This window comes from Aneurinibacillus sp. REN35 (genome assembly GCF_041379945.2).
Taxonomy (GTDB): Bacteria; Bacillota; Bacilli; order Aneurinibacillales; family Aneurinibacillaceae; genus Aneurinibacillus.
Map to the genome: position 1 here is coordinate 361278 of NZ_JBFTXJ020000003.1, position 24802 is coordinate 386079.

29 protein-coding genes and 1 pseudogene are annotated in these 24802 nt (G+C 47.7%); 28 read left to right on the forward strand and 2 right to left on the reverse strand.

What is annotated here, in order from left to right; genetic code table 11:
• The first annotated feature begins 169 nt into the window (after positions 1 to 169).
• The 9 genes from trpE to aroA all read left to right on the forward strand — a co-directional run bounded on the left by trpE (position 170) and on the right by aroA (position 9772).
• On the forward strand, positions 170 to 1690 hold the full coding sequence (gene trpE, locus AB3351_RS08225; RefSeq protein WP_371146642.1) for an anthranilate synthase component I: 1521 nt from the start codon (positions 170 to 172) through the stop codon (positions 1688 to 1690).
• Positions 1683 to 2708 (forward strand): anthranilate phosphoribosyltransferase, encoded by a 1026-nt coding sequence (gene trpD / locus AB3351_RS08230; protein WP_371146643.1) that lies wholly within the window; start codon positions 1683 to 1685, stop codon positions 2706 to 2708. Before trpE ends, trpD begins: the two co-directional genes overlap by 8 nt.
• Entirely contained in the window at positions 2698 to 3510 is an 813-nt protein-coding gene (trpC, locus tag AB3351_RS08235) for an indole-3-glycerol phosphate synthase TrpC (RefSeq protein ID WP_371146644.1), read from the forward strand. The genes trpD and trpC overlap by 11 nt, the downstream gene beginning before the upstream one ends.
• On the forward strand, positions 3510 to 4184 hold the full coding sequence (locus AB3351_RS08240) for a phosphoribosylanthranilate isomerase (RefSeq protein WP_371146645.1): 675 nt from the start codon (positions 3510 to 3512) through the stop codon (positions 4182 to 4184). Before trpC ends, AB3351_RS08240 begins: the two co-directional genes overlap by 1 nt.
• Positions 4162 to 5367 carry a tryptophan synthase subunit beta gene (gene trpB, locus AB3351_RS08245; RefSeq protein ID WP_371146646.1) on the forward strand — a complete coding sequence of 402 codons (1206 nt, stop codon included), beginning with the start codon at positions 4162 to 4164 and terminating at the stop codon, positions 5365 to 5367. Before AB3351_RS08240 ends, trpB begins: the two co-directional genes overlap by 23 nt.
• A complete protein-coding gene (gene trpA / locus AB3351_RS08250) occupies positions 5364 to 6185 on the forward strand; it encodes a tryptophan synthase subunit alpha (protein ID WP_371146647.1) in 822 nt (273 codons plus the stop codon). Before trpB ends, trpA begins: the two co-directional genes overlap by 4 nt.
• 39 nt (positions 6186 to 6224) lie before the next feature.
• Positions 6225 to 7304, forward strand: a complete 1080-nt coding sequence (gene hisC, locus AB3351_RS08255) for a histidinol-phosphate transaminase (protein ID WP_371146648.1) — start codon at positions 6225 to 6227, stop codon at positions 7302 to 7304.
• Positions 7305 to 7368: 64 nt separating this feature from the next.
• Positions 7369 to 8472 carry a prephenate dehydrogenase gene (locus AB3351_RS08260; RefSeq protein ID WP_371146649.1) on the forward strand — a complete coding sequence of 368 codons (1104 nt, stop codon included), beginning with the start codon at positions 7369 to 7371 and terminating at the stop codon, positions 8470 to 8472.
• Between the two features lie 16 nt (positions 8473 to 8488).
• Entirely contained in the window at positions 8489 to 9772 is a 1284-nt protein-coding gene (aroA, locus tag AB3351_RS08265; protein WP_371146650.1) for a 3-phosphoshikimate 1-carboxyvinyltransferase, read from the forward strand.
• A 340-nt stretch (positions 9773 to 10112) separates the two neighbouring features.
• Here aroA and AB3351_RS08270 read toward each other — a convergent pair whose 3' ends face one another.
• Complete coding sequence (locus AB3351_RS08270) at positions 10113 to 10295, reverse strand: Spo0E family sporulation regulatory protein-aspartic acid phosphatase (RefSeq protein ID WP_371146651.1); 183 nt, start codon at positions 10293 to 10295, stop codon at positions 10113 to 10115.
• Positions 10296 to 10552: 257 nt separating this feature from the next.
• Here AB3351_RS08270 and AB3351_RS08275 point away from each other — a divergent pair, with 257 nt between their 5' ends.
• The 14 genes and pseudogenes from AB3351_RS08275 (at position 10553) to AB3351_RS08340 (ending at position 20857) form a co-directional block, all read left to right on the forward strand.
• Positions 10553 to 11062, forward strand: coding sequence for a hypothetical protein (locus tag AB3351_RS08275; RefSeq protein WP_371146652.1), 510 nt, complete (start codon positions 10553 to 10555; stop codon positions 11060 to 11062).
• A 1-nt stretch (position 11063) separates the two neighbouring features.
• Positions 11064 to 12095, forward strand: coding sequence for a hypothetical protein (locus tag AB3351_RS08280; RefSeq protein ID WP_371146653.1), 1032 nt, complete (start codon positions 11064 to 11066; stop codon positions 12093 to 12095).
• A gap of 66 nt (positions 12096 to 12161) precedes the next feature.
• Complete coding sequence (locus AB3351_RS08285; RefSeq protein ID WP_371146654.1) at positions 12162 to 12758, forward strand: RNA polymerase sigma factor; 597 nt, start codon at positions 12162 to 12164, stop codon at positions 12756 to 12758.
• Between the two features lie 2 nt (positions 12759 to 12760).
• Positions 12761 to 13390, forward strand: a complete 630-nt coding sequence (locus AB3351_RS08290) for an anti-sigma factor family protein (RefSeq protein ID WP_371146655.1) — start codon at positions 12761 to 12763, stop codon at positions 13388 to 13390.
• Between the two features lie 63 nt (positions 13391 to 13453).
• Entirely contained in the window at positions 13454 to 14536 is a 1083-nt protein-coding gene (locus tag AB3351_RS08295; protein WP_371146656.1) for a tetratricopeptide repeat protein, read from the forward strand.
• 136 nt (positions 14537 to 14672) lie between these two features.
• The gene (locus AB3351_RS08300; RefSeq protein ID WP_371146657.1) at positions 14673 to 15761 is read left to right on the forward strand and encodes a hypothetical protein; all 1089 of its coding nucleotides are present in this window, start codon (positions 14673 to 14675) and stop codon (positions 15759 to 15761) included.
• Positions 15762 to 15963: 202 nt separating this feature from the next.
• Positions 15964 to 16167, forward strand: a complete 204-nt coding sequence (locus AB3351_RS08305; RefSeq protein WP_371146658.1) for an IDEAL domain-containing protein — start codon at positions 15964 to 15966, stop codon at positions 16165 to 16167.
• 92 nt (positions 16168 to 16259) lie between these two features.
• On the forward strand, positions 16260 to 16721 hold the full coding sequence (locus AB3351_RS08310) for a hypothetical protein (RefSeq protein WP_371146659.1): 462 nt from the start codon (positions 16260 to 16262) through the stop codon (positions 16719 to 16721).
• 182 nt (positions 16722 to 16903) lie between these two features.
• Positions 16904 to 17428, forward strand: a complete 525-nt coding sequence (locus tag AB3351_RS08315; RefSeq protein ID WP_371146660.1) for a ubiquinol-cytochrome c reductase iron-sulfur subunit — start codon at positions 16904 to 16906, stop codon at positions 17426 to 17428.
• A gap of 6 nt (positions 17429 to 17434) precedes the next feature.
• Positions 17435 to 18106 carry a menaquinol-cytochrome c reductase cytochrome b subunit gene (qcrB, locus tag AB3351_RS08320; protein WP_371146661.1) on the forward strand — a complete coding sequence of 224 codons (672 nt, stop codon included), beginning with the start codon at positions 17435 to 17437 and terminating at the stop codon, positions 18104 to 18106.
• Between the two features lie 36 nt (positions 18107 to 18142).
• Positions 18143 to 18919, forward strand: a pseudogene (locus AB3351_RS08325) (c-type cytochrome); the annotation flags it as partial.
• Positions 18896 to 19264, forward strand: coding sequence for a c-type cytochrome (locus AB3351_RS08330; protein ID WP_371146849.1), 369 nt, complete (start codon positions 18896 to 18898; stop codon positions 19262 to 19264). The pseudogene AB3351_RS08325 and the gene AB3351_RS08330, both read left to right, overlap by 24 nt.
• A gap of 90 nt (positions 19265 to 19354) precedes the next feature.
• Positions 19355 to 19960: a DUF1405 domain-containing protein gene (locus AB3351_RS08335; protein WP_371146662.1), complete on the forward strand. Its 606-nt coding sequence runs from the start codon at positions 19355 to 19357 to the stop codon at positions 19958 to 19960.
• A gap of 54 nt (positions 19961 to 20014) precedes the next feature.
• Positions 20015 to 20857: a sporulation protein YpjB gene (locus AB3351_RS08340; protein WP_371146663.1), complete on the forward strand. Its 843-nt coding sequence runs from the start codon at positions 20015 to 20017 to the stop codon at positions 20855 to 20857.
• Positions 20858 to 20907: 50 nt separating this feature from the next.
• On the opposite strand, the gene AB3351_RS08345 is transcribed toward AB3351_RS08340, so the two are convergent.
• A complete protein-coding gene (locus AB3351_RS08345) occupies positions 20908 to 21765 on the reverse strand; it encodes a YitT family protein (protein WP_371146664.1) in 858 nt (285 codons plus the stop codon).
• A 144-nt stretch (positions 21766 to 21909) separates the two neighbouring features.
• Here AB3351_RS08345 and AB3351_RS08350 point away from each other — a divergent pair, with 144 nt between their 5' ends.
• The 5 genes from AB3351_RS08350 to bshB1 are packed head-to-tail and all read left to right on the forward strand — an operon-like array spanning position 21910 to position 24796.
• Positions 21910 to 22254: a nucleotide pyrophosphohydrolase gene (locus tag AB3351_RS08350; protein ID WP_371146665.1), complete on the forward strand. Its 345-nt coding sequence runs from the start codon at positions 21910 to 21912 to the stop codon at positions 22252 to 22254.
• A 50-nt stretch (positions 22255 to 22304) separates the two neighbouring features.
• Positions 22305 to 22844: a tetratricopeptide repeat protein gene (locus AB3351_RS08355; RefSeq protein ID WP_371146666.1), complete on the forward strand. Its 540-nt coding sequence runs from the start codon at positions 22305 to 22307 to the stop codon at positions 22842 to 22844.
• Between the two features lie 2 nt (positions 22845 to 22846).
• Positions 22847 to 23647 carry a 4-hydroxy-tetrahydrodipicolinate reductase gene (gene dapB / locus AB3351_RS08360; RefSeq protein WP_371146667.1) on the forward strand — a complete coding sequence of 267 codons (801 nt, stop codon included), beginning with the start codon at positions 22847 to 22849 and terminating at the stop codon, positions 23645 to 23647.
• Between the two features lie 13 nt (positions 23648 to 23660).
• Complete coding sequence (locus tag AB3351_RS08365; protein ID WP_371146668.1) at positions 23661 to 24080, forward strand: methylglyoxal synthase; 420 nt, start codon at positions 23661 to 23663, stop codon at positions 24078 to 24080.
• Positions 24077 to 24796 (forward strand): bacillithiol biosynthesis deacetylase BshB1, encoded by a 720-nt coding sequence (gene bshB1 / locus AB3351_RS08370; protein WP_371146669.1) that lies wholly within the window; start codon positions 24077 to 24079, stop codon positions 24794 to 24796. The genes AB3351_RS08365 and bshB1 overlap by 4 nt, the downstream gene beginning before the upstream one ends.
• Positions 24797 to 24802: the final 6 nt, after the last annotated feature.

Consider the following 24802-nt stretch of genomic DNA (forward strand, 5'->3'; position numbering starts at 1 on the left):
GCAGAGAAAGTTTTAGTTGAGAAGAGCAGAGCCTGAGAAGAACGATAATCTGTCGATAAGTGTGTACGGAACAGATCATTCGCGTCCAGGGCTGTGTATAGCCCTGGATTTTTTATATTCTTCTTTAGGTCCTCTTTCTTCCCTGACGAGAGGAGAGGTGACAACCCCTATGTTTACCCCATCACTTGCTGAGGCACGCGAACTGGCCTCACGCTATAATTTTATTCCCGTTTCGTATTCTTTTTTGGCTGATCAAGCCACCCCCATTCATTTATACCAGAGTGTACGCAGACCGAATTCCTTTCTTTTAGAAAGCGTAGAAGCTGCAAGTCGATTTGGCCGCTATTCTTTTATTGGTCTTCAACCATTTCTCACATGCCGTGTACAGGATGAGAAGCTTGAGCGCTCTTACCGCTCAGGGCAAAAAGAGATCGTAGATGGCAACCCGCTCGATGCGCTGCAGGATACGTTGCGTCGTTTTCGAAGCCCGAAGCTTGCCGGTTTTCCTCCATTTACCGGCGGTGCCGTTGGCATGCTTGGTTATGACACCGTCCGCTTTGTTGAAGAGCTGCCCAAAGCGGCACACGATACACTGCAGGTAGATACGATGCATTTGCTTTTTGTTGATGAAGTTATTGCTTATGATCATGTGAAGCAGGAAGTTAATGTCATCGTCAGCATCCAAGCTGATGAAGCGATGACAGACGAAGAGTTTGCTTCAGCATACGATACAGCCTGCGGACGCATTCGCAAGCGTGTTCGCGAGATTTCCGAGTCGGAAGCGCGGGCGTTTGCTAGGATCGATAACATTCCACAGGAGGGGGCTCCGCTTGCAGTCACAAGCAATGTGACACGAGATGCATATACGAGCATGGTGGAACGGGCTAAGGAATACATCGCAGCAGGAGATATCTTCCAGGTCGTATTGTCTCAGCGATTTGCTGTAAATCATACCGCGGACCCGCTGCTTGTGTACAGGATTTTAAGACTCACCAATCCGTCCCCGTATATGTATTATTTTGAGATTGACGGGGTAACGGTAGCCGGTACATCCCCAGAGCTATTGGTCAAAGTGATTGACGGTACAGCAGAGACGAGACCGATTGCAGGAACGAGGCGTCGAGGCGTTGACGAGGCAGAAGATGCTGCGTTAACTGCTGAGATGCTTGCCGATGAAAAGGAATGCGCCGAGCATCTAATGCTGCTGGATTTAGGACGCAACGATATCGGGAGAGTGGCTCGCTACGGAAGCGTAGAGGTAACGCAGCAGATGGAGGTTGAATACTATTCTCGTGTGATGCATATGGTCTCGCATGTTCGCGGTACACTCGCTGCAGAGAAAGAACCTTTCGATGCGCTGACCTCCTGCTTCCCGGCAGGAACGCTATCAGGTTCACCAAAGATTAGGGCGATGGAGATTATCGCCGAACTTGAAGGCGAAGCACGTGGGTTCTATGGAGGTGCTGTCGGGTATTTCAGCTTCGATGGCAATCTCGATTCCTGCATCGTTATTCGCACGATTGTATTTAAAGATGGAAAAGCATACGTACAGGCGGGCGGCGGCATTGTTGCCGATTCTACGCCGGATGAAGAATATGAAGAGTCAAGAAATAAGGCGCACGCGATGCTGCACGCGTTGAGCTTAGCTGAGAAAATGACGAGCACAGAGGAGATGAGAGCGCATGTTTAAGCAATTGCTAGAACAGGTGGCACAGGGAGAATCGCTTGCACGAGAAGAAGCACGTGAGGCGATGCGGCTAATTATGGAAGGGGAAGCGCAGCCCATTCAGATCGCAGGTTTTCTAACGGCATTGCGCATGAAGGGCGAGACCGTTGACGAAATCATCGGGTTTGTAGAGACGATGCGTGAGAAAGCGATGAGTCTTAATACGAACGGCGCGGGGCTGCTTGATACGTGCGGTACGGGTGGTGACGGCGGCGTTACTTTTAATATCTCAACAGCGGCGGCGCTGGTGGCGGCTGCCGGTGGTGCACGAGTCGCCAAGCACGGCAATCGGGCCGTTTCTAGCAAAAGCGGCAGTGCGGACGTATTAGAAGCACTTGGGGTTACAATTACGACTACACCGGAGTCAGCGGTTCGCTGCCTTGAAGAAACCAATCTTTGCTTCCTATTCGCGCCGCAGTATCATCAGGCAATGAAGCATGCAGTAGAGCCTAGGAGGCAGTTGGGCTTTCGGACGGTATTCAATCTGCTCGGCCCGCTGACTAACCCGGCGCGGGCAGATCGGCAACTGCTTGGCATCTACGATAAGAATCTCGGTTCGAAAGTAGCCGAAGTGCTCAGTGAGATGGGGGTAAAGCGCGCTCTTGTGGTGGCGGGAGCTGATGGACTGGATGAGATTAGCATTAGTGCTCCGACACACATTGTTGAAGTAGACCACGGAACGATTACTTCGTATACGGTTCACCCTGAAATGTTTGGATTATCTTCTTATCCGCTTGCGGCTGTGGCGGGCGGCGATGCGAGGAAGAATGCCGATATTGTGAATCGTATATTGGACGGTGAGCGGGGTGCTTATCGCGATATTGTCGTATTGAATGCTGCTGCTGCCTTTTATGTAACGGATCAGGCTGCTTCGATTGCGGATGGTGTACGGTATGTAGAAGAACTTTTGGATACGGGAGAAGCCAAACAAAAGCTTGAACAGTTGGTGAAGGTAACGGGAGGAATGAGCCATGCTTCGTAATATTGTCGCACAAAAGAAAAAAGAAGTGGAGCAGTTATATACGCGCACATCGATTGCTGAATTGGAGCACTGCATTGCCACGCTTCCTCCCTGTCGTTCCCTTGCGAAGCGTTTTGCGGAGCGGAGCCGTACGGTCGGAGTTATCGCAGAGGTGAAGAAAGCATCGCCTTCGCGCGGCTTGATTCGTGAGCCATTCGATCCCTTGAGCATTGCGCGGGATTATGAAGCAGCAGATGTGGAGGGCATGTCTGTATTAACGGATGAGACATTTTTTCAAGGAAGCATAGAATACTTACGTCAGATTAGGGATGCTATGCAAAAGCCGATTCCTTTGCTGCGCAAAGATTTTATCATTGACCCGCGGCAGCTCTATGAAGCACGTGCGTATGGAGCCGATGTCGTACTCCTGATTGCGGCCATCCTTGACCGACGGCAGCTGCATGCATTGGCAGAGGAGGCACGTGCATTGGGGCTTGAGACGCTGGTAGAGGTGCATACAGCCGAAGAGCTTACGGATGTGCTTGATACGATCACACCGGATTTGCTAGGTGTTAACAACCGGGATTTGAAAACATTCCAAACATCGCTTGAGACAACTTTTGCGCTGCTTGATGATCTGCCTGATTCTTTCGTGACGATTAGCGAGTCCGGCATTCACTCGTCAGAACAAGTCAATCAATTGGCGCAAGCTGGAGTAGATGGCATACTGGTCGGCGAGCATTTTATGCGTCAGGCAGACATCGAGCAGGCCGTGTATGATTTGGTCGGTTCCACAAGACATGTGATGGAGGAGTCGCGCTGATGCGGCCGATCCTTAAAATCTGCGGCATTACAGAGATAGCTACGCTTGAAGAAATGGATGAGGCGAATCTTCCCATCGATCAAGTGGGCTTTGTATTCGCAGCGAGCCGTCGAAAGGTTAATTTTGAGCAGTGGAGGGAGCTTGCTTCTTATGTGCCGCAGACAGCGCGTGCCGCCGGGGTATTTGTTAATCCTTCGCTCGCAGCGCTGCATGCCGCATTTGAAGCGGCACCGCTTGCTGTTGTACAACTGCACGGCGAAGAAGACCCTGCCTTTTGTAAAGAGATTCGACGCACGTTTGGTTGTCAGGTAACGAAAACATTCAGCATCCGCGAACAAGACACAGAGCTTCTGTCCACAGCGCTTGCAGCGTACGCTGGGTGCATTGATTATGTATTGCTAGATACAGCCGTTGGCACACAGCTTGGCGGTACAGGCAAGGCATTTGCATGGGAGCGTATAACCCCGTACCAGAAATGGAGCAGAGCACAGGGCGTTCCGCTGCTTGTCGCGGGTGGTGTGCATGCGAACAACGTAGGTGAATTATTGGAAAAGCATAGACCCGATGGCGTTGATATTTCAAGCGGAGCAGAAACGGACGGGCATAAGGATATAAACAAAATACGCACAATTATCGAGAGGATGAGCGAGTATGAGCAGAGCACAGTTGAGTAGAGAGAGTAAAGGAAGATTCGGACCATTCGGCGGACGGTATGTACCAGAAACGCTGGTTAATGCACTTGATGAGCTGGAGGAGGCATATGAGCAGGCATTGCAGGATGAAGCTTTCAAGGCAGAGCTTGCGGATTTACTTACGCAGTATTCCGGGCGTCCTACACCGTTGTATTATGCAGAGCGGCTGACGGAAAAGTTGGGTGGAGCACGCATTTATTTAAAGCGGGAAGATTTAAATCATACGGGTGCGCACAAAATCAATAATGCAATTGCCCAAGGGTTGTTGGCAAAGCGGATGGGTAAGCAGGAGATTATTGCTGAAACAGGTGCAGGACAGCACGGCGTGGCAGCGGCTACTGTAGCAGCGCGTCTCGGTCTGCAGTGCAAAGTGTATATGGGCGAAGAAGACATGAAACGCCAGAAGCTGAATGTATTCCGAATGGAGTTGCTTGGTGCGGAAGTCGTACCGGTATATTCCGGTACGCGGACGCTTAAAGACGCCACCAGCGAAGCGATCCGCACATGGGTCAGTGAGGTGGATACCACATTTTATATGATTGGTTCTGTAGTAGGACCGCATCCATATCCAAAAATGGTGCGAGACTTCCAGCGTATTATCGGCGATGAGACCAGAGCACAAATTCTAAAAAGTGAGACGCGTCTCCCTGATTATGTCGTCGCCTGTGTGGGGGGCGGAAGCAATGCGATGGGAATGTTCTACCCATTTCTCAATGATACGGATGTCTCGCTGATCGGTGTAGAAGCGGCAGGCTACGGTATAGAGACCGATAAGCATGCTGCTACCATTACAAAAGGTACGCGCGGTGTCATTCATGGTACGATGACGTACCTTCTGCAGGATGAATTCGGCCAGATCATCGAACCCCATTCCATCTCGGCCGGATTGGATTATCCGGGGATCGGACCGGAACATGCGCACCTGCATAACAGCGGACGTGCTGCTTATCATGCGGTAACGGATGCGGAGGCGCTCGAGGCGCTGCGCCTTTTGTGCAGAGAAGAGGGAATCATTCCGGCGTTAGAGAGTGCACATGCGATTGCGGAAACGATAAAGCTTGCTCCCACGCTTGCACAAGATAAGGTTATTGTCGTTTGTTTATCGGGTCGCGGAGATAAAGACGTCACGCAGATTTACGAACGGGAAGGGGGCGCTCAGGCATGATTGAGACAAAAACAGGTACAGAGCGTATTGCAGAGGCGTTTGTTCATGGAGAACAGGCATTTATTCCATTCATTACAGCCGGATACCCAACGCCTGATGTGACGGTAGGAATTGCTCTAGCTTTGCAGGAAGCAGGAGCAGCGATTATCGAATTGGGGGTTCCATATTCGGACCCGTTAGCTGATGGCCCGACGATTCAGCGGGCATCGGCGCAGGCATTATCGCATGGTGTTACCATCGAGCGGACGCTTGTGCTTGCAGCGCAGATGCGTCAGGCAGGGCTTACGATACCGCTAATCCTGTTTACGTACATGAATCCGGTGCTGCAATATGGACCGGACCGGATTTTTAAACGAATGGAAGAAGCGGGAGTAGACGGCATTCTAATCCCAGACTTGCCAATGGAGGAAGCAGATGAGATTGACGCATTGGCTGAAGCATATGCTCGGCCGCTTATCTCGCTTGTCGCTCCTACATCTGAGCAGCGGGTAGGCATGATCGCATCGCAAGCGAAAGGCTTCCTCTACTGCGTTTCTTCACTGGGGGTTACCGGTGTACGTTCATCGCTTGATACAGGGGTGACTGCTTTCTTATCACAGGTGAGAGCGCATGCGTCTGTTCCTGTTGCCGTAGGATTTGGAATTTCTAGCGCCGAGCAGGCACAGCTTGTCGCTCCTCATAGTGACGGTTTTATTGTCGGCAGCGCCTTGATTGAGAAAATACGGGAAGCGGAACCGTATTTATTGGATGAGCTGAAGCAGGAGGAAGGATTTGATATAGTAAAAAAATTTGTACAACAGTTGCAATCTGGGGTATGATGAATGAAAAACAGTGAAAAATACAAGAGGTGAGAGAGAATGATTCCGAAAACCCGGATTGTGAACTTGCCTGTATATGAACCAGGCAAACCGATTGAAGATGTAAAGCGAGAGTTAGGGCTAACCGAGGTCATTAAGCTTGCATCTAACGAAAATCCTTTTGGCAGCTCGCCAAAAGTAAAGGAAGCAATCATTGCAGAGTTGGATCTGCTGCCGATCTATCCGGACGGTGCATGCTTGGAGTTGCGTAGTGCAGTGGCATCGTTCCTTACTGTAGAGGAGCAGAGTCTTATCTTTGGTAATGGTTCTGATGAGATTGTTATGCTTATCGCCCGTGCGTATCTTGAAGCCGGTGTGAATACGATCATGGCAGCGCCGACATTCTCCGTCTATAAAACAAATGCGGTTATTGAAGGGGCGGAAGTAATTGAAGTGCCTTGCATCAATGGAGCGCATGATTTAGATGCGATGGCTGCGCGTATCAATGAACAGACTCGTGTAGTCTGGGTGTGCAATCCTAATAACCCCACAGGGCTCATGATCGAAGAAGAGGAACTTGTCAGCTTCCTGGAACGAGTGCCGGAGCATGTACTGGTTGTGCTTGATGAAGCGTATGTAGAATATGTAAAAAGCACAAGCTTCCCCAAATCAATTGATTTGCTTGCTACCTACAAAAATATCATTGTGCTACGCACATTTTCAAAGATTTATGGTATTGCGGCGCTGCGTGTAGGATACGGGATAGCATCGCCAGAGATTGTCGATAAATTAAACCGTGTTCGTGAGCCGTTTAATGTTAATCATCTTGCCCAGAAGGCAGCGGTAGCTGCTCTTTCGGATCAAGAGTTTGTTTCTAGATGCCGCACTGCAAATGCGGAAGGGCTGGCGCAAGTATATGCGGAGTTGGATGCGCTTGGTGTCCCTTATTATCCTTCGGAGACGAATTTCGTATATATGATGCCAGAGAGAGCTTCGAAAGAGTTATTCGAGGAGATGCTGAGGCAGGGCGTGATTATTCGCGCGTTCCCGCAGGCGATCCGCGTAACGATCGGAAGCAGGGAACAGAACGAGAAAATGCTGGCCGCGCTAAAATCAGTCTTAGCTCCTGCAAGACAATAAGAACATCTATCGGATGTTTGCTTTTGCGGCCTTTTTTTAAGAGAGTGGAGGAGAAGGCAGAGGCATGATGGAGATTGCGATTTTGGGAGTAGGGCTTATCGGCGGTTCGCTGGCCCTTTCCCTAAAAAAAAATGAAGATGTACATATCACCGGATTTGATGTGGTAGAAGACAATTTACGCATGGCTCACTCACTTGGCGTTATCGATAAGGGAACGACCCATCTGGCCGAAGCGGTAGCGCAGGCTGACTATATTTTTCTATGTGCTCCTGTAGGTAAGCTACAGGAGTTGATTTCATTTTTGCGCTACACGCCGCTCAAGCAGGGAGCCGTTATTTCCGATACCGGCAGCACCAAGGTGTCCGTTATGGATCATTCGCATGGCTTTGCGCGTCAGGGTGTGTATTTCATTGGAGGACATCCAATGGCGGGGTCGCATAAATCAGGCGTAGAAGCATCGAATGATCGTTTGTTTGAAAATGCGTACTATGTGCTGACACCTGCTGTCGATACACCGCAGCAGGTGGTGGAAAACCTGCAAGCCCTGCTGGCACCGACGCATGCAAAGGTAATCATTATGAATGCACAGAAACATGATGAAGTGGTGGGGGCGATTAGTCATTTTCCTCATATTATCGCCTCGGCCCTTGTCAATCAGGTTGCCGCTTACAATAGCGAGGATGAGATGAACTGGTATCGCAGTCTCGCTGCAGGTGGTTTTCGTGACATTACACGCATCGCTTCCAGCAATCCGGGGATGTGGCGAGATATTTTATTGAATAATCGACCGGTGATGAAGCAGCTTGCAGAAGATTGGAAGCTGGTCTTAGACCGGATTTCTGATTTGATTGAGCGGGCAGACGGCAAGGGGATTGAACAGTTTTTCGCGGAAGCGCGTATTTTCCGGGACGGATTGCCGGAGAAGAAAAAGGGTGCGCTGCAGCCATATTTTGATTTGTATGTGGACGTTCCGGACGAACCTGGTGTGATTGGTCGAATTACGACGTTGCTGGGTGAGGAGAGTATCAGCATTACGAATATACGTATTTTAGAGACAAGAGAAGACATTCTAGGGGTGCTGCGTATTTCATTTCGCAGCCATGAAGACATGGAGGAAGCCAGCCGTATCTTAGAGAGTAGGGGATACGGAGTATATGATCGGGAATAGGGGGGGCGAATGTACAATGACGACTATTCAAGGCGTCCAGCGGATTAACGGGACGATTACGGTTCCAGGTGATAAATCGATATCACATCGGGCTGTGATGTTCAGCGCACTGGCGGAAGGAACGACAACAATCGAAGGGTTTCTTCCAGGAGCCGATTGCTTAAGCACTATCTCATGCTTCCGCAAGCTGGGGATTGTAATTGAGCAGGAGGGTGATAGGGTACGGGTAGAAGGCAAAGGATGGTACGGGCTTAAAGAGCCATCTGATATTCTTGATATTGGAAATTCTGGTACAACCATCCGCCTGATCATGGGGATTCTTGCAACCCAACCTTTTCACAGTGTACTCATAGGCGATGAATCTATCGCGCGCCGTCCGATGAAGCGGGTAACCGATCCGCTGCGCCAGATGGGTGCAGATATTGCTGGGCGGCAGAATGGAGAATATACACCTCTTTCCGTGCGAGGAGGTACGCTTAGAGGAATGGAATATCATTCTCCGGTAAGCAGCGCTCAAATTAAATCGGCTGTGCTTTTAGCAGGGCTTGGATCTGTAGGAGAAACGACCGTATATGAGCCTGAGTTATCGCGCGATCATACAGAGCGCATGCTGCGTTCCTTTGGAGTACAGGTGGAATCGTTTGCGGGCGGTGTGCGTGTACAAGGAGGACAGCGCCTTGTATCTCCAGGCCATATTCGTGTGCCGGGTGATATCTCTTCGGCTGCTTTTCCTCTGGTAGCCGCTGCGGTCATTCCAGAGAGCCATATCATTGTACAAAACGTAGGACTTAATCCTTCTCGTTCAGGTATTATCGATGTGCTTAAGGAGATGGGCGCGGATGTTGTGCTGCATAATGAGCGGGAAGAGGGCGGGGAGCCGGTTGCTGATATCGAAATAACCTATGCACCGCTCAAGGGTATAGAGATCAGTGGTGCCATCATCCCGCGCTTGATTGATGAAATCCCGATTATCGCTGTGCTTGCTACGCAGGCGGAAGGGATTACAGTTATTAAAGATGCAGCGGAGCTTAAGGTGAAGGAGACCAACCGCATCGATACTGTAGTGGCAGAACTGCGGAAGATGGGGGCACGCATTGAACCGACGGATGATGGTATGGTGATCTATGGGAAGTCTGCGCTAGTTGGTGCGGTATGCGACAGTCACGGAGACCATCGCATTGGTATGGCAGCCGCCGTCGCAGGTCTTGCCGCTGCTGGAGAGACAATGATAGTGAATGCGGAATCGATCAATGTATCTTTCCCGGGTTTCTTTTCAACGTTACAAGAAATTAGTAGATAAAGTGTTAAAAAAATAAAATAAGTCAGATAAATGGGTTGACTTTTACTAGAGAAATCATATAATTAGAATCATAGTATGGTTTCTCTCCACTCCTATCCATATATGGGAAATTCCCATGCCGCTTTGCGCTACGTGCCGAAGCGGATTTTTTTTTGTGTAGAGATTCTATTAAATCATATGAAAATATAAAAACCCCGAAGTGGTGCATGTAATCATTTCGGGGTTTTCGCGTGAAAATAATAGGGTCCAAGAATGAAAAGAAAAGTCTGAGCGCTCAGTCTGTACCATCACATCTCTCCCTGGTTTTATATATTTTTCTCTGTATATACAATCGTTGCTGTTAACAGTGTACTTTTTGACGGCAAGACATACGGTGTTTCATCACTGCGTTGATTAAATGATCGACTTCCTTGCTGGCTGCGAGCACCTTCTCATCACGTAAATTCTTGTTAGCCTGTATATAAAGAGTGTGCATCGAGTGCCGTTTTTCCCGGATTAACTGAATTAATCTTGTTTCCTCCACGGACTACCCCTCCTTACCCAGTCATCTGATGAGTTTTTTGACTCAGATGCTTTTCGTATTCAGTCACATCTATCATTGTAGTACCTCACAGTATTCTAGAAAAGCCCTAATCAATCGACAAATTATAACAGGAAAATTTCTGGACATGTTTTTTTCGACGCTGCATATGTATGGGAATAAGACAGGCACTTGTTTTTTCTTTAAATTTTCGCAGAGAGAAGAAGAATGTGCAGCAAATCTGTGAGGGGAGGGCGGGCATGCTTCTACGGTATGGAGTATTGTCACTTATTGCCGTTGCCGTTCTAGTCATAGTGAAAATCTGGTTGTTTCCTTACCTATTACATCGTTTATTTCCTGAAAGTGATACGGGCGCGCTTGTATATGAAATGCTGGTGCTTTCCCTTGGTGGTGTGACCCTTGTGCTGTACATGTTTTTAGGACATTACGGAAAATATCGGGCGTATTTGTCACGCCGTGCACAGATGGGGGTTGTTTTGTTTTTGCAGGCCCCCTTTTTTCTGCATGGATGGCTAAAAATGCAGGAGATAGCGCCGCAGAAGTATACGCTTCTGTATTCTTTTGCAGAAGGATGGTGCTCCCTGCTTGCTGAGCCTATTCGCCTACTTTTTTTTGTATACCCATGGACAGATGCGATTGCTGTGCTCGCCAGTTTTACACTTGTACTGCTGGGGAGATTCATTCGGAGTGAAGAGACAGCATTTTTTTATTTTATTCCAGAAAGGAAACAAACGGATGGAGGGCGATAGGATGGAATTTATTGTGCGCGGTGCGACCTTAGTCAATCCAGAGCGTTGTTTTACCGCTGACGTATGGATTAAAGATGAAATGATTCATTATATCCATGAACATATTCCACCAAAACCGCCGATAAAAGAAATAGATGGCAGCGCGTGCTATATGCTTCCAGGTTTTTTTCACTTTGGCACTTCGCTTGGCAGCCAAAGGATGAGTGTACAAGAATTAAAGAGTACACAGGAACAATGGTGCAAAAAAGGCATTACTTCGTATGTAGATGATCTTATGATCACGTATGATTCCAATTGGCGTACAAGGCTTGGTTATGAATTGGCGATGCATCATAATAGCTGGTTGGCCCATTGGACACGCCTGCGTGTTCCGTACCGTTCCATGAACGAATCACTTATCCGTGCTGTGCTGGCTCACCCTATACCGATGCTGGAGCTGATTTTCCAACCGTCTGAGCAGCCTGTAGGTTCGTTTTGGTCATTGCTTTTGAATGGATTTGCACGTCGCCGTAAAGCTCTTAAGCTCTCCTTTGCCGACGAATGTACGGAACGGGATAGGAAGCGGTGGATAGCGGAGCATCTGCCTATGCTTGTTTCTATGCTTGAATATAGAGGCATTCCGCTTGTGCTCGATGAGCGGGCGGACATGCTTGCCTGCGTAAATGAACGCAAAATGGCATGCAGCCGCTATATTACATGGGAAGTAAACCGAAATGCAGAGCTTTCTTATGAACGGAAGCAATTCGGGACATATGACATATCCTCTATCAATATGTGTAAGGCGGGAGTAGAGAAGGCTTTGCAGCGGTTGGTGAATGCAGCGTCCCGTCAACCAGCAAGATTATTTGGGGCGTATCCGCAAAAAGGAGCGCTTGTACCGGGGACGGAAGCAGACTTTTTTCTTATTGAGAAAAATTTCTTTGGAAATCCTGCAACTTTTTTGGCCCCTTCTTTCGTCTATACCAAAGGAAGAAGAAATAGGCATTTAATTTTTACGGAAACTGATACAAAAGTATGTAATATAGCTCTCTAACGGCGCTGTGTGATGACATCATAGAATAGTAGCGCAGACGGGGCGGAAGTCAACAGGGGGTAACAGATGATTAGCACCGATTCTCAGTTAATTCGCGAGATCAAAGACGGCCGGGTAGAATATTATGCAGAGATCATCAACCGATATGAACGAAGAATTCTTGCCTTTATCCTTCATATGCTCAAAAGTTATCATATGGAAGATATGGCGGAAGATCTGGCACAGGAGACGTTCTATAAAGCGTTTCGCAGCCTTCATTCGTTCCGCGATGCAGAAGCTTCGTTTTCGACCTGGTTATATACGATTGCACGCAACACCGTATTGAGCGAATTGCGGAAGAGCCGGAACTCTGAAGTCTATCTTGAGGATAGTAAGCAGCAACCAGCACGTATCGCCGAAGGTAAGTTGCCGGAACAGGAATTGCTGCGCACCGAACGGGTTTATCTTGTACGGCAGGCTATTAATAAACTGCCTGAAAAACAGCGTACGGCCCTCATTTTACGAGAATATGAGCAGCTTGATTACAAAGAAATTGCCCTAATCCTCGATTCTACGGTCAGTTCTGTGAAGTCCCTTTTGTTTAGAGCGCGCCACAGCATCAAGCAGCAGCTTGAGCCGTATATGTTTGATATGTCATTTGATGAAGCGGAAGGAATGAGATAGCCATGAACTGCAGAGCAGTCCGGGGGTTGCTTGCGGACTATGCAGAAGGCAAGCTCTCTGAGGCGTTAGAACAAGAGGTAGAGAAGCACCTTGAAACATGTGCAGCCTGCGAGGAAGAATACTCGTTTTACATAGAATCGAATCAGGCTCTGCTTCATTCTCCTATTTTGCCTGCCGCATATGAAGATACAAGCGTATCTAATAAAGTAATGGAGCGTATTTTACAGGAGAATAAATGGGCTGCTCCGGTTCCTGAGCGTGCAAGGGAGATTCCTGTTTCTACACAAAAATGGGTGACAGGATTGGCAATTGCGCTGCTTTTAGCCTGCTTTCTTCCGGTATTTATGCTTGGCAAACAGCTCAGTGAAGTGATGCAGCCAGATCCTTTTGAAGCGGCTACAGATATGGTTATATCTGCAGAAGCGCTTCCTTTTTCAACCGAAGGCGTGCGAAGAACACAGACAATTTCATACGGCGTGATTGCTACTGCATCCGAGCCTATCCCTTACCATCTGCCTCCAAAAGAGCAGACATCGCATGTTCATTATGGTTTGCTATCGGCATTGTTTGGTATACTGGTTATTGTGGTTAGTATGAGTTGGCTTTCACGCTTGAAAAAACACGCAGACTGACCGTTCCTTTTTGGACGGTTTTTCTTTTTGTTGGAGAGTGAACGGAAATAGGGAGGTTGTTTCATGAGGCAACAATGGGAGATGCAGCTTGAGAGAGCGATTGCATTGCTAGAAGCAGGAGATATTGAGAGCGGATTAATGGAACTTGGAGCTGTAGAAAAAAATCATCCAGATGATCCGGTACTCGGACTGCAGCTTGTGAATATTTATCATGAATTGGGCCATCATGATTCTGCCCTTGCTATATTGGAAAGATTGGAAGTGCGGCGCGGAGAGTGGGATGCTGAGATACAAAAAGAGATGAGTGTATACCGGGCATCCCTCTATATTGATTTAGATCGGCTTCAGGAAGCAATGGATGTGCTGCTGCCGATAAAGGAAGCAGGCACAGATGATTACCGTGTCTTTGCGTTGCTTGGCGAGCTGTTCCTTATTGATGGACTCACCGAGGTCGCCATCCGCTATTTTGAGAGGGCTGTGGAGCTTGCGCCTGATAATGAAGAGATTCAGTATCTATTAGGCAGGTTATATGCAGAGGAAGGCGAAAGCGAGCGAGCGATGGCGAAATGGCAGCTTCTTGAAGGTTTTGAGGAAGAAGCCGCAATCCTGCTTGAGAGGGCTCGCCTGGCTGCAAGGCAGGGAGATTTTGAGGCTGCGCTTGCGCTTTATGAAAAGATTGAAGACGATGAGGGGAATATAGAAGCGTTGTACGGCGCAGGAATGATGGCATATCAATTAGGGGACTGGCAGCGTGCCGTTCGCCATCTGGCCCGCTTAATTGAGCAGGATGCAGATTATATCTCTGCTTACTCTCTGCTTGCTGAAGCATTATGGAAGCTCAATATGAAGGAACAGGCTTTGGCAATTTATCAGCGTGCACTTACGATCCATGTGGAAGAAGAGAAACTGCTTGCGGGATATTTACGCTTGGTAATCGAACTTAGAAAATGGGATGAGGCAGAAGCCACGCTTGCGAAGCTTCGTGAAATAGACGAAGAAGACCCGGCGTATTGGTATTGGCAGGGACGCATGGCCGAGGCACAGGGCAGAGTACAAGACGCTCTCGCTTATTATGAACAGGTGCTCTCTAGTGGTGAAGCGGTAGCGGATGTACAACAGCGTTATCAGAATTTAATCCAGCATTAAAAGGAAGGGCAGGTATGTCGTAAGGATGGCATGCCTGCCCTTCTCTATTGATTATTTTCTTTACATAGAGGTATATGTTATTTTTCTTTCGGTCAATACTGGCAGATAACAGTATATCCTGAAAGGAGTAATCCGCTTGAATTTGGCTGATACGCTTGTCTATGCCGATATCCGACAACTCCATCAACTGGCTTCTGCTTGCGGACTTACATGCAATCGCCACTCCAAGCACGAGTTGATCCAAAGTTTGCACCGCCAATTAACATCCGCTGCATTTTGTCAGGACGTACATGGAAGTTTGGTATGGGAGGAGAAACGCTTTCTGCTTTCGCTCATATTTGAGAGGCGGAAAGAGTATTCCTATGAAGCACTTCTTAGTCGCGCGCGAAAGTCATTTAAGGAAGAGATACGATCTGGTGAGCACGAAAAGCTGCTGAATCGTATGCTGGTGAACGGTTGGCTGTTCCGTTTGCAGAGATCGTATGCGATCATGTATGTCATGCCGGATGATTTGCGCATAAAGTGGCAGGAGATTTTTGTAAAAGAAGTGAAGGATGCCGCATATGGTAATTATACGAAGCCCGCTCTTTATCGCGACGACACCCATGTTATGGTCTATGACCTGCAACAGCTGCTGGGCTACGTGCAGAAACACAAGGTTCCTTTGTCTAAAGAGGGAGTTATGCATCGCAAACAGCAGCAAAAAGTATTGGAACTCATGGCTGTATGTGAGAATTTGGTCGAGAGCAAAGAATGGCGTTTTGGATATGGCCGAAGATTCAGGAGCTATCCGGATCGTTTGGCGCTATTGTACGATTTTGCGTATCATCATCGGTGGCTTACAGAGGATGAAAATGTGCTGACGCTGACAGAAATGGGAGTAGAACAAATACAAAAGGGATTAAGAGAAGAGGTTGCAGAACAACTTGTCGCGTTCTGGCTGCTGTCGTATAGAAAAGCGATTCCTGTGATTGAGAGTTTGTGGAGATTTATTGCTGCCGTTTGCGATGAAGCATGGATGGAGGAAGCAAGTCTTATTCTGGCGCTTCAAGATTGGATTCGCCCCTTTTATTACGACACTGAAAAAGAGGTGATTCGCCGTCGGCTTCTGTCCATGATGGTTCATCTAGGCATATTGCAGCGTGGAGTTATTGCAGAAAGTTCTATTGTTTACACGGTTACGAACTGGGGTAAATCTTTAGTAAACAACACACCAAAATTGTAAATTAAGTAAGGACACATTTCGCGGACGAGAATATGATAAAGTAGCATCCATATTCTTCTCTGATACAGGAAGTTGAATGGGATTAAAACTGTATATTTCTGAATATTCAAACAAAGATAAAACGTACATGAACTGCACGTGTTAGCAAGCGAACCTAAAAGAAATCAAATAAGCGGTGCAACATCGAATGGAGGGAAAACAAATGGAAAAGCAAAAGCAAAGCATTGTAAATCCTTCGACACTGAGCCTGATGGCAGAAATGGTTCTAGATGAAGCTATTCGCAACTATCGAATTGATACACTTTATAAGCATATTGATGAGGCATTAATACAAGGCGATAAGGCAAAGTTCAAATCGCTGTCTGGTGAATTGAAGAAGGTGCTCGCAAGTAAAGAGAGCAAGTAGCAAACAAATAATGGATATGGTAAGCTAAAACCCGGAAACTCCGGGTTTTTTGTTGTTCGGAGTACACTAGCAAAAGAAAGAGGGATAGGCATATGCGTTGGAAGGTAGAAGATATGGAACAGTTGATTGGGATGGAAGAATATGTAGATACGCTTTTATACCCAGTAAGTGTATCTGGGGAAAATTGGGATGAAGGTTGGATTAAAGACCAATTTTGGCTTGAGAGGGTCTGCGGATATGCAGAAAGACAGTTGACAGGGCGTCTCTTTTTGTTCCAACCCTTATGTGTAGCAGGAAAACAAGAGAGGAACAGCCGGCTTACCCTGCAATTCATAGAGCAAAATATTCATGCATTATCTAGTCGTTTTCCCTATCATCTAGTCGTTACGAATGATAAATTCACTGCTGAAGAGATGAATAAAGAAGGTATTCATACCCATTTGATTTCGGCGCCTCCAGAAGAGAAAGCGGATACAAAAATATTTCTTGAAAAAGCGCTAAGCGAAAGCAATCGTATTCTGAAGCTTTGTGTCGAACATTGGCAAAAAATATAGGTGTTAAATTGTGAATATTGTATAACAATAAGTACAATGGCACGGGTAATGATAAGGTTTCCTCTGTTTCAAATTCTTGACAGTCTATAACCCTTCAATTATGATGGTTATGTCCTAGTAAAGATGTGTGGTAATGTGGCCGTCCGTGCGGACGTTATCATAAGGATAGGAGGTTAGAGAGCATGAGTGAACGTAACAACAAAGGGGTATCCAGAAGGCAATTCCTCAACTATTGTCTTACTGGAGTCGGCGGGTTTTTAGCAGCTGGGATGTTGGCGCCGATGGTAAAGTTCGCGATTGATCCGGCTTTGAAAAAAGCGGAGGCCGCTGGCGGAAAAGTTCCTGTCGCAAGCGTAGGCGATATTACCGAAGAGCCAAAAAGTATTAGTTTTAAAAAGAAAATTGTTGACGTGTGGACCGGCGAACAGGAGACTCCTTTAACAGCTTGGGTGTACAAGCAGGGCGATGAAGTGATTGCGCTTTCACCAGTTTGTAAACATCTGGGGTGTATGGTGAACTGGAATGGGGATGAGAAGCACAAAAACGAGTTCTTCTGCCCGTGCCATTTAGGCCGCTATGAGAAGAATGGAAAAAACATTCCGGGTACACCGCCAATGAAGCCGCTCGATCAGTATGACGTCGAAGTGAAAGACGGAAAAGTGCTGCTCGGTGAGGTTAAGCCAAACAAGATTGCAGAGGGGGCATAATGTAGCATGATCCGCAAATTGTATGATTGGGTGGATGAGCGTCTCAATGTTACCCCGATGTGGCGTGACATTGCGGACCATGAAGTGCCCGAGCACGTAAATCCGGCTCATCACTTTTCCGCGTTCGTTTACTGTTTTGGTGGACTTACATTCTTTATTACTGTTATTCAGATTTTGTCCGGTATGTTCCTAACAATGTATTATGTTCCGGATATCATCAATGCGTATGAATCCGTTAAATACTTGCAGAACGAAGTAGCATTTGGGGTTATCGTTCGGGGTATGCATCACTGGGGTGCTAGTCTAGTAATTGTTATGATGTTCTTACATACGTTACGGGTATTCTTCCAAGGAGCCTATAAGCGTCCGCGTGAATTAAACTGGGTTGTTGGGGTGTTGATTTTCGGCGTGATGATCGGACTGGGCTTTACAGGATACCTTCTTCCTTGGGATAACAAAGCGTATTTTGCAACCAAGGTAGGTATTCAAATCGCAGAGCAGGTTCCGTTTATTGGGGTATTTATTAAGACGCTGCTGCAGGGCGGGCCGATTGTCGGTGCCGAAACGCTGGCACGCTTCTTTGCAATTCACGTGTTCTTCCTGCCGGGTGCGTTATTTGCTCTGTTGGGTGCACACTTTATTATGATTCGGAGACAGGGAATCTCTGGACCGTTATAAGATGGAGTACGATCCATTGACAAGGGGGGTAATTCAATGGCAAAGCACGACAAGACGATAGAGTATGTCGGCGACTCACGTGTACCCGCTAAGAGAACGCCGAACATTGCTCCGTCTTATGCAGAGTTTCCGGGCAAATCCGAAGCGTTTTGGCCGAACTTCTTATTGAAAGAATGGATGGTTGCCGCGGTTGTTTTGATCGCGTTCCTTATCCTTACCGTTAGTCATCCTTCACCGTTGGAAACGAAGGCTGATCCTAACAATGCAAGCTACATTCCGCTTCCGGACTGGTACTTTTTGTTCTTATACCAATTGCTGAAATATCCATGGCAATCCGGTGAATGGGTTGTATTTGGGGTAGTGGTAGTGCCGGGGATTGCGTTTGGCGCATTATTGCTTGCTCCGTGGCTTGATACATCGCCGGAGCGCAAGCCGTCCAAGCGTCCGGTAGCGACGACGCTGATGCTTCTTTCTATCGTAAGTATTTTCTATCTAACATGGGCGGCCATTGACGAACACAATCGCCTGCATCCAAAAGCTGCTGGTGGGGGGGCTGGCGGTGCAGCCGCTGCAAAGCCGCCGGCTGATTTTAAACCGGATGAGATCTGGACGAAGCAAGCAAGCTGTCAGGGATGTCATGGTGGCAATATGGAAGGTGCGAACGGTCCTGCATTGTGGGATGTTGGAAGCCGTCTTGATGAAAAAGCAATTCATGATGTGATCGTAAACGGTAGAGGAACGATGCCGGCGGGCATGTTCAATGGTTCTCCGGAAGAACTTGACCAGCTTGTGAAGTATCTTGCCAGCCTCAAAGGTGATGGCAAGGGTGCAGCAGCTGGCGGTACTTCAGCTCCGGCTACCGAAGCGCCAAAGCCAGAAGGTGGCGACGCGAATAAAGGCGGCGAGAGTGCTGCTACGGTTCCTACCGGGGGCACAGCTGAAGAAGGCAAAACGCTGGCAAATCAATGTCTGGCTTGCCACGGTCAAGATTTAAAGGGTGGTATGGCACCAAGCTTGGCTGGCGTTGTCGATAAGCTGAAGCCGGAAGGTGTTGTGGATATTCTGAAGAACGGACGCGGTGGGATGCCGGCATTGGGCGCTACCTGGTCTGATCAACAGATGAGCTCCATGGTTGAGTATTTGAAAACAGTGAAGTAAGAGAAGAGCCAGACGGTCCGCCGTCTGGCTTTTTTACGTGAAGCAAAGTATGATACATATGGAGAGTATACATATAAAGGATGAACAAAAATGACAACAGCATGGAATTGGTTTATTGCTTCCCTTCGAGCCCCGTGGTTTCTCTGGACAATGATTATAATTAATGGTCTTGGATCGGCATATGGATTCATCTGGTATGCTTATCAGTTGGAGATGACATCCCCTGCGTTTTTGCGTATTTTTGTTCCTGACAGCCCGACAGCAAGCACCTTGTTTACGCTTGTGCTTATTGCGTTTCTTGTTGGACGGAGTATCCCGGGTCTTGAGGCGTTTGCTGCGGTAACGAACTTCAAATACGGCGTGTGGGCAGTCGCGGCGATTATAGGTGGAGCAGCGATGGGAGATCAGCTTAATTGGCAGCATTATATGCTGATGATCTCGCATGGGGGTATGGCGCTCGAATCTCTTTTATACGCGCGGTTTTATACGTTACGGCTCCGTCATATTCTCTATGTGGCGGCGTGGACACTTATGAACGACGTACTGGATTATACACTTGATATTCATCCATGGCTTGCGAACGAGTTGGAGCCGTACGATCATATTGTAGGCATTCTCACAGCAGGTTTAAGCGTATTCAGTCTTGTGCTGATTTATATGCTGACGCGTTTCTATCAGCGCAGAAGAAATTCATAAACATATCCTTGTCCTCTACTTCATACATATGTGGTAAGAAGGGGAGGACGAGTCGTGAAAAAAATCATGGTTCTTATGGGTGTTGTATTCCTCTGCGCGGTTCTTTATACGGTATGGTCTGTGTTAGACCAACGCGTCTTCTCCGCAAAAGTACCGGAGCAGACGATGTCAGTATATCAGAAGATGGACGTGCTATCGCAAGATGTGTATCAATGGACGAAAGAAGGGAAGTATGCGGAAGTCAAGGGAAAGCTTGAGGAACTAGGGCGCCTGTTTGCAGAAACAAAACCGCCTAAAGGCTTATCAATTGAAGCGATCAATGCATTATCAGATACGATTATTAAGGCCAAACGTGCGTTTACCGCAGCCGAAGCAGATCCAAACCGACTGCTCTGGCACGCTCTGCAGCTTCGGCTGTCGATTGATAGTTTGACGCATGAGAAGCAGCCTTTATGGAAGAACTACTATAGTTCCTATCAAGAGCATGTGAATAAGATGATGCTTCTATCAGCCAGTCGTAAACAGGGTGAGTTCTCGCGTGCCTTTGCACAAAATCTTCAATTATATCAAACGTTAAAGCCGGCACTTACCGTTTCCATCTCGATCCAGCAGATGGAGATGCTGCATTCGATTTATAGCTTTCTTTTACAGGAGACAAGAAAGGCGGATTATAACTGGGAAGCGATGGCGAATGCCCTGACTGAACTGAATCGGCTTGTTGATATTATTTTTATCGGTGAAGATCAGTCCACATTTGCACCGGGTATACCGCCGGAATCACCGCTTCTTATCATTTCGCTTTTTGCTTCTATTGTTCTTACCTCACTTGGCTATGTAGGGTGGAAAAAGTACCGGGCGGAGCAGGAAGCAAAAAAGCGCAAGCACAGGGAGCCGTAAGCGAAACGAAATAAAAAAGAAGCACGCACTAGCGCATGCTTCTTTTTTTGTTATTTCTGCAGCGGCTTTTTCTGCTCATCGAGTGTGAATCCTTCACCGAACACTTCGTGCACATCGTTAATAATAATGAAGGCATGCGGGTCTGTGCGGTGAACAAGATTTTTGAACCGAACAATTTCATTGCGGCTGACCACACAATACAGTACCTCTTTATCAAGCCCTGTATAGCCGCCTCGTCCCTTCAATAAGGTTGCGCCTCGTCCCATCTCCTGCATAATACGCTGTGAGATATCGACGGCATGATCAGAGATAATCATGATGGCTTTAGCGGCATAGGCCCCTTCCTGAACGAAATCAATGACGCGTGCCGCCACAAACAACGCCACGAGCGTATACATCGCCAGATCAAGGTTCAAATAATACAGAGACAGAGCGATAACGAAAATGTCAAAAATAAACATCGTTCGCCCAATGCTCCAGCCGATGTACTTGTTAACGAGTCGTGCCATAATGTCAACGCCCCCGGTTGTGCCGCCAAAACGGAAGACAATTCCAAGACCAAGCCCTACGGTTACCCCGGCATATAATGCGGCAAGCAGCGTGTCATTCTCCATCGGATGGCGAAAAGGCGAGAAAATTGTGAGGAAAAATGAGACAGCCACCGTTCCGATAATCGTATAAACGGCTGATTGCCGTCCGAGAAGCTTCCATCCAACGAACAGGAGCGGGATGTTTAACACCAGATTCGTAAGGCCGGGCTCCCAATCGAGTGTGTATTTCAACAGCAGGGTAATCCCGGTAATGCCGCCTTCCGCCAGGCGGTTGGCGATATTGAAATAGTTAATCCCAAAGCCCATAATCGCCGAGCCGAGCAGGATGGCTACAATATTACGCAGATGATACTTCATAATTGTCCTCCTGTAGTAAGTCCTGAGTTTCGCGTAGTACGTGCAGAATCATAGCTATTATACCGAGAAATTTGTCAATCTTCCACCTCTGCGGTAACATAAGAATGACATACCATATATATTGCTACAAAAGGGGGAGTTATCATGCCAGACGAGGCGAAGTCCATGACCATTGCTGAGATGCAGCGTACGGTCGACGAATATATTGGACAGTTTAAAGAAGGATACTTCTCGCCATTGGCTCTTATGGCTCGCTTAACAGAAGAAGCCGGGGAACTTGCGCGTGAAGTTAACCATTATTATGGCGAAAAACCGAAGCGAAAAGATGAAGCAGAGAATACAATTGATATGGAACTGGCAGATTGTTTGTTCATTCTTGTGTGCTTTGCCAACTCGCTCAATATCGATTTAGATAAATCATTTCACGCCATGATGCATAAGTTCAATACGCGCGATAAAGATCGGTGGACAAAAATCGACACCGAGTAAACGGATTGTACATATACTAGATACCATAGGCTAAACTGGGATGTGAGCCAATGGATACGGGGAAAAAGCTAGCGGGAAAACAATATGTAAAAGAAGCATATCGTGCATTGTTTGATCACGACTTTGCACGAGCGGTTCGTGCATTCGAGAAGGCAATTCAGTGCGAACCGACTAATGCGTCATACTATTTCAAACTTTCCGTTACATATGCAAGGAATCAGCAGTTGATACTGGCTATACGGGCAATTGAGCAGGCGTTGGTTCTAGATCAGGGAAACGAAAAATTTATGCTGCAGCATCAACGTCTCGTATGCCGCCAGGTAACGGAAGAAGCAGCGCAGTATATAGAGCAAGGAGAGATCCCTCAAGCGCTTACATTAAGCAGGCAGGCGATTGATCTAGATCCACTGTATGTACGGGCGCATTATATTATGGCCTATGCCTATTTTTTACAGGGCAATTACATTCAAGCGCGTAAAGCTGCCCGTCAAGCAGTGCGATTAGATCCTGAATCGGAACTTGCAAAGCGGCTGCTTGCACGCTGCAGAGAACAAGCGATGCTGGAGAAAAAATCAAAAAAGGGGACATAACAATGGAACAGATTCGTGTAGCAGTAGCGGGTCCGCGCGGACGGATGGGCTCAGAGGCGGTCAAAATGATTAGCAAGGATAATTCACTGCAGCTTGTCTGCGGTATTGATCCTAAATATGATGGGGAAGACGTTGGTGAGGTGATTGGAATAGGCAGCCTCTCAGCGCCTTTCGTGCCCGATCTCAGACAAGCCCTAGAGACGTATCGCCCGGATGTACTCGTTGATTTCACTACACCGCATGTTGTGAAGCAAAACATGCTGACAGCAATTGAGCTTGGTGTCCGCCCAGTGGTCGGTACAACCGGATTTACACCACAGGATATCGAAGAGTTAGACAAGCTGTGCCGGGAGCGGGAGATTTGCGGTATCATTGCGCCAAACTTTGCGATTGGCGCAGTCCTGATGATGAAGTTCGCGCAGGAAGCGGCCAAATACATGCCGCATGTTGAAATCATCGAACAGCACCATGATCAAAAGCTAGATGCTCCATCCGGAACTGCGGTAAAAACAGCAGAGATGATTCAAGCGGCACGCAATGAAATCAAGCAAGGTCATCCGGAAGAAAAGGAAACCATTGAAGGTGCACGCGGAGGCTATTACAATGGATTCCGCATTCATAGCGTGCGTCTGCCGGGCCTTGTTGCCCATCAGGAGGTAATTTTTGGTGCGGTTGGACAGACATTGACCATACGTCACGACTCCATTAATCGTGAGTCATTCATGCCGGGTGTCAATCTGGCAATCAAAAAATCAATGGAACATAAAGGTCTGATTTACGGCTTAGAAAATATCATGGTATAAAAGGGAGAGCCTAATGAATATCGCACTCATTGCTCATGACAATAAGAAAAGCGAAATGGTTAACTTTACAATCGCCTACTGTGATACGTTAGCGAACCACACTGTGTATGCCACCGGTACGACTGGAACAAAGATAATGGAAGCAACAGGTCTGACTGTTCATCGTGTGTTGTCCGGCCCGATGGGCGGTGACCAGCAGATTGGAGCCTTGATTGCCCAGGATGAGATGGACTTGGTCATCTTCTTGCGTGATCCTCTGACTGCCCAGCCGCATGAACCAGATGTAACGGCCCTGCTTCGTCTGTGTGATGTCCACAGTATTCCGCTTGCTACAAACATTGCAACAGCAGAAATGTTGATTCATGCGCTTGCACAGGGGAACTTTTCCTGGCGTGAATCTGTCCATAAATACAAAGGAGAGGATCGCACATGACTGAACAATTGCCGGAAGCGCTGTACGCACTAGCTTTTGGAGCCCATCCGGACGATGTGGAGATCGGAGCAGGAGGATTGCTCCGCAAATGGGCTAATGAGGGGAAGCGTACCGGTATTTGTGATCTCACATATGCTGAGTTATCGTCGAACGGCACGGTAGAGCGGAGGCAGCAGGAGGCAGCTGAGGCATCACGGGTGCTTGGTATTCATACGCGGCTTAATCTTGGGTTGCCTGATCGAGGGCTTTCTCCTAATAAGGAACAGATTGAAGCGATCGCTCACGTCATCCGCCTTTATCGTCCACGTATTGTATTAATGCCTTATTGGGAGGATCGTCATCCCGATCATGGAATGTGCAGCGTAGTGGTGCGTGAAGCGGTATTTAATGCAAAAATCCGCAAGTATGAAATCGAGGGTAAGGAGGCTGCGCCTGCTCATAGAGTAGAGCATGTATTTGCTTACTTCATTAACGGGCAGACCGAGCCGCAGTTTTTAGTTGATATTAGTGAAGAGATGGAAGCGAAGATGGCAGCGCTTGGCGCTTACCGTTCACAGTTTGAGAAGGCGCCTGATTCAGTGGCGACCCCGTTGACCGAAGGATATCTTGAACGGGTTCGGGCCAGGGAGTATGTGTTTGGTCAAGCTGGCGGCGTTGCATATGCCGAAGGGTTTGTCAGCCACACTCCGCTGTTGTTGAAGAACTTCCTATCATGAGAGGGA

Bases quoted from the DNA above. Each gene is read 5' to 3' on its own strand.
- trpE (WP_371146642.1), top strand. From the start codon at position 170: ATGTTTACCCCATCACTTGCTGAGGCACGCGAACTGGCCTCACGCTAT.
- trpD (WP_371146643.1), top strand. From the start codon at position 1,683: ATGTTTAAGCAATTGCTAGAACAGGTGGCACAGGGAGAATCGCTTGCA.
- trpC (WP_371146644.1), top strand. From the start codon at position 2,698: ATGCTTCGTAATATTGTCGCACAAAAGAAAAAAGAAGTGGAGCAGTTA.
- AB3351_RS08240 (WP_371146645.1), top strand. From the start codon at position 3,510: ATGCGGCCGATCCTTAAAATCTGCGGCATTACAGAGATAGCTACGCTT.
- trpB (WP_371146646.1), top strand. From the start codon at position 4,162: ATGAGCAGAGCACAGTTGAGTAGAGAGAGTAAAGGAAGATTCGGACCA.
- trpA (WP_371146647.1), top strand. From the start codon at position 5,364: ATGATTGAGACAAAAACAGGTACAGAGCGTATTGCAGAGGCGTTTGTT.
- hisC (WP_371146648.1), top strand. From the start codon at position 6,225: ATGATTCCGAAAACCCGGATTGTGAACTTGCCTGTATATGAACCAGGC.
- AB3351_RS08260 (WP_371146649.1), top strand. From the start codon at position 7,369: ATGATGGAGATTGCGATTTTGGGAGTAGGGCTTATCGGCGGTTCGCTG.
- aroA (WP_371146650.1), top strand. From the start codon at position 8,489: ATGACGACTATTCAAGGCGTCCAGCGGATTAACGGGACGATTACGGTT.
- AB3351_RS08275 (WP_371146652.1), top strand. From the start codon at position 10,553: ATGCTTCTACGGTATGGAGTATTGTCACTTATTGCCGTTGCCGTTCTA.
- AB3351_RS08280 (WP_371146653.1), top strand. From the start codon at position 11,064: ATGGAATTTATTGTGCGCGGTGCGACCTTAGTCAATCCAGAGCGTTGT.
- AB3351_RS08285 (WP_371146654.1), top strand. From the start codon at position 12,162: ATGATTAGCACCGATTCTCAGTTAATTCGCGAGATCAAAGACGGCCGG.
- AB3351_RS08290 (WP_371146655.1), top strand. From the start codon at position 12,761: ATGAACTGCAGAGCAGTCCGGGGGTTGCTTGCGGACTATGCAGAAGGC.
- AB3351_RS08295 (WP_371146656.1), top strand. From the start codon at position 13,454: ATGAGGCAACAATGGGAGATGCAGCTTGAGAGAGCGATTGCATTGCTA.
- AB3351_RS08305 (WP_371146658.1), top strand. From the start codon at position 15,964: ATGGAAAAGCAAAAGCAAAGCATTGTAAATCCTTCGACACTGAGCCTG.
- AB3351_RS08310 (WP_371146659.1), top strand. From the start codon at position 16,260: ATGCGTTGGAAGGTAGAAGATATGGAACAGTTGATTGGGATGGAAGAA.
- AB3351_RS08315 (WP_371146660.1), top strand. From the start codon at position 16,904: ATGAGTGAACGTAACAACAAAGGGGTATCCAGAAGGCAATTCCTCAAC.
- qcrB (WP_371146661.1), top strand. From the start codon at position 17,435: ATGATCCGCAAATTGTATGATTGGGTGGATGAGCGTCTCAATGTTACC.
- AB3351_RS08335 (WP_371146662.1), top strand. From the start codon at position 19,355: ATGACAACAGCATGGAATTGGTTTATTGCTTCCCTTCGAGCCCCGTGG.
- AB3351_RS08345 (WP_371146664.1), bottom strand. From the start codon at position 21,765: ATGAAGTATCATCTGCGTAATATTGTAGCCATCCTGCTCGGCTCGGCG.
- AB3351_RS08350 (WP_371146665.1), top strand. From the start codon at position 21,910: ATGCCAGACGAGGCGAAGTCCATGACCATTGCTGAGATGCAGCGTACG.
- AB3351_RS08355 (WP_371146666.1), top strand. From the start codon at position 22,305: ATGGATACGGGGAAAAAGCTAGCGGGAAAACAATATGTAAAAGAAGCA.
- dapB (WP_371146667.1), top strand. From the start codon at position 22,847: ATGGAACAGATTCGTGTAGCAGTAGCGGGTCCGCGCGGACGGATGGGC.
- AB3351_RS08365 (WP_371146668.1), top strand. From the start codon at position 23,661: ATGAATATCGCACTCATTGCTCATGACAATAAGAAAAGCGAAATGGTT.
- bshB1 (WP_371146669.1), top strand. From the start codon at position 24,077: ATGACTGAACAATTGCCGGAAGCGCTGTACGCACTAGCTTTTGGAGCC.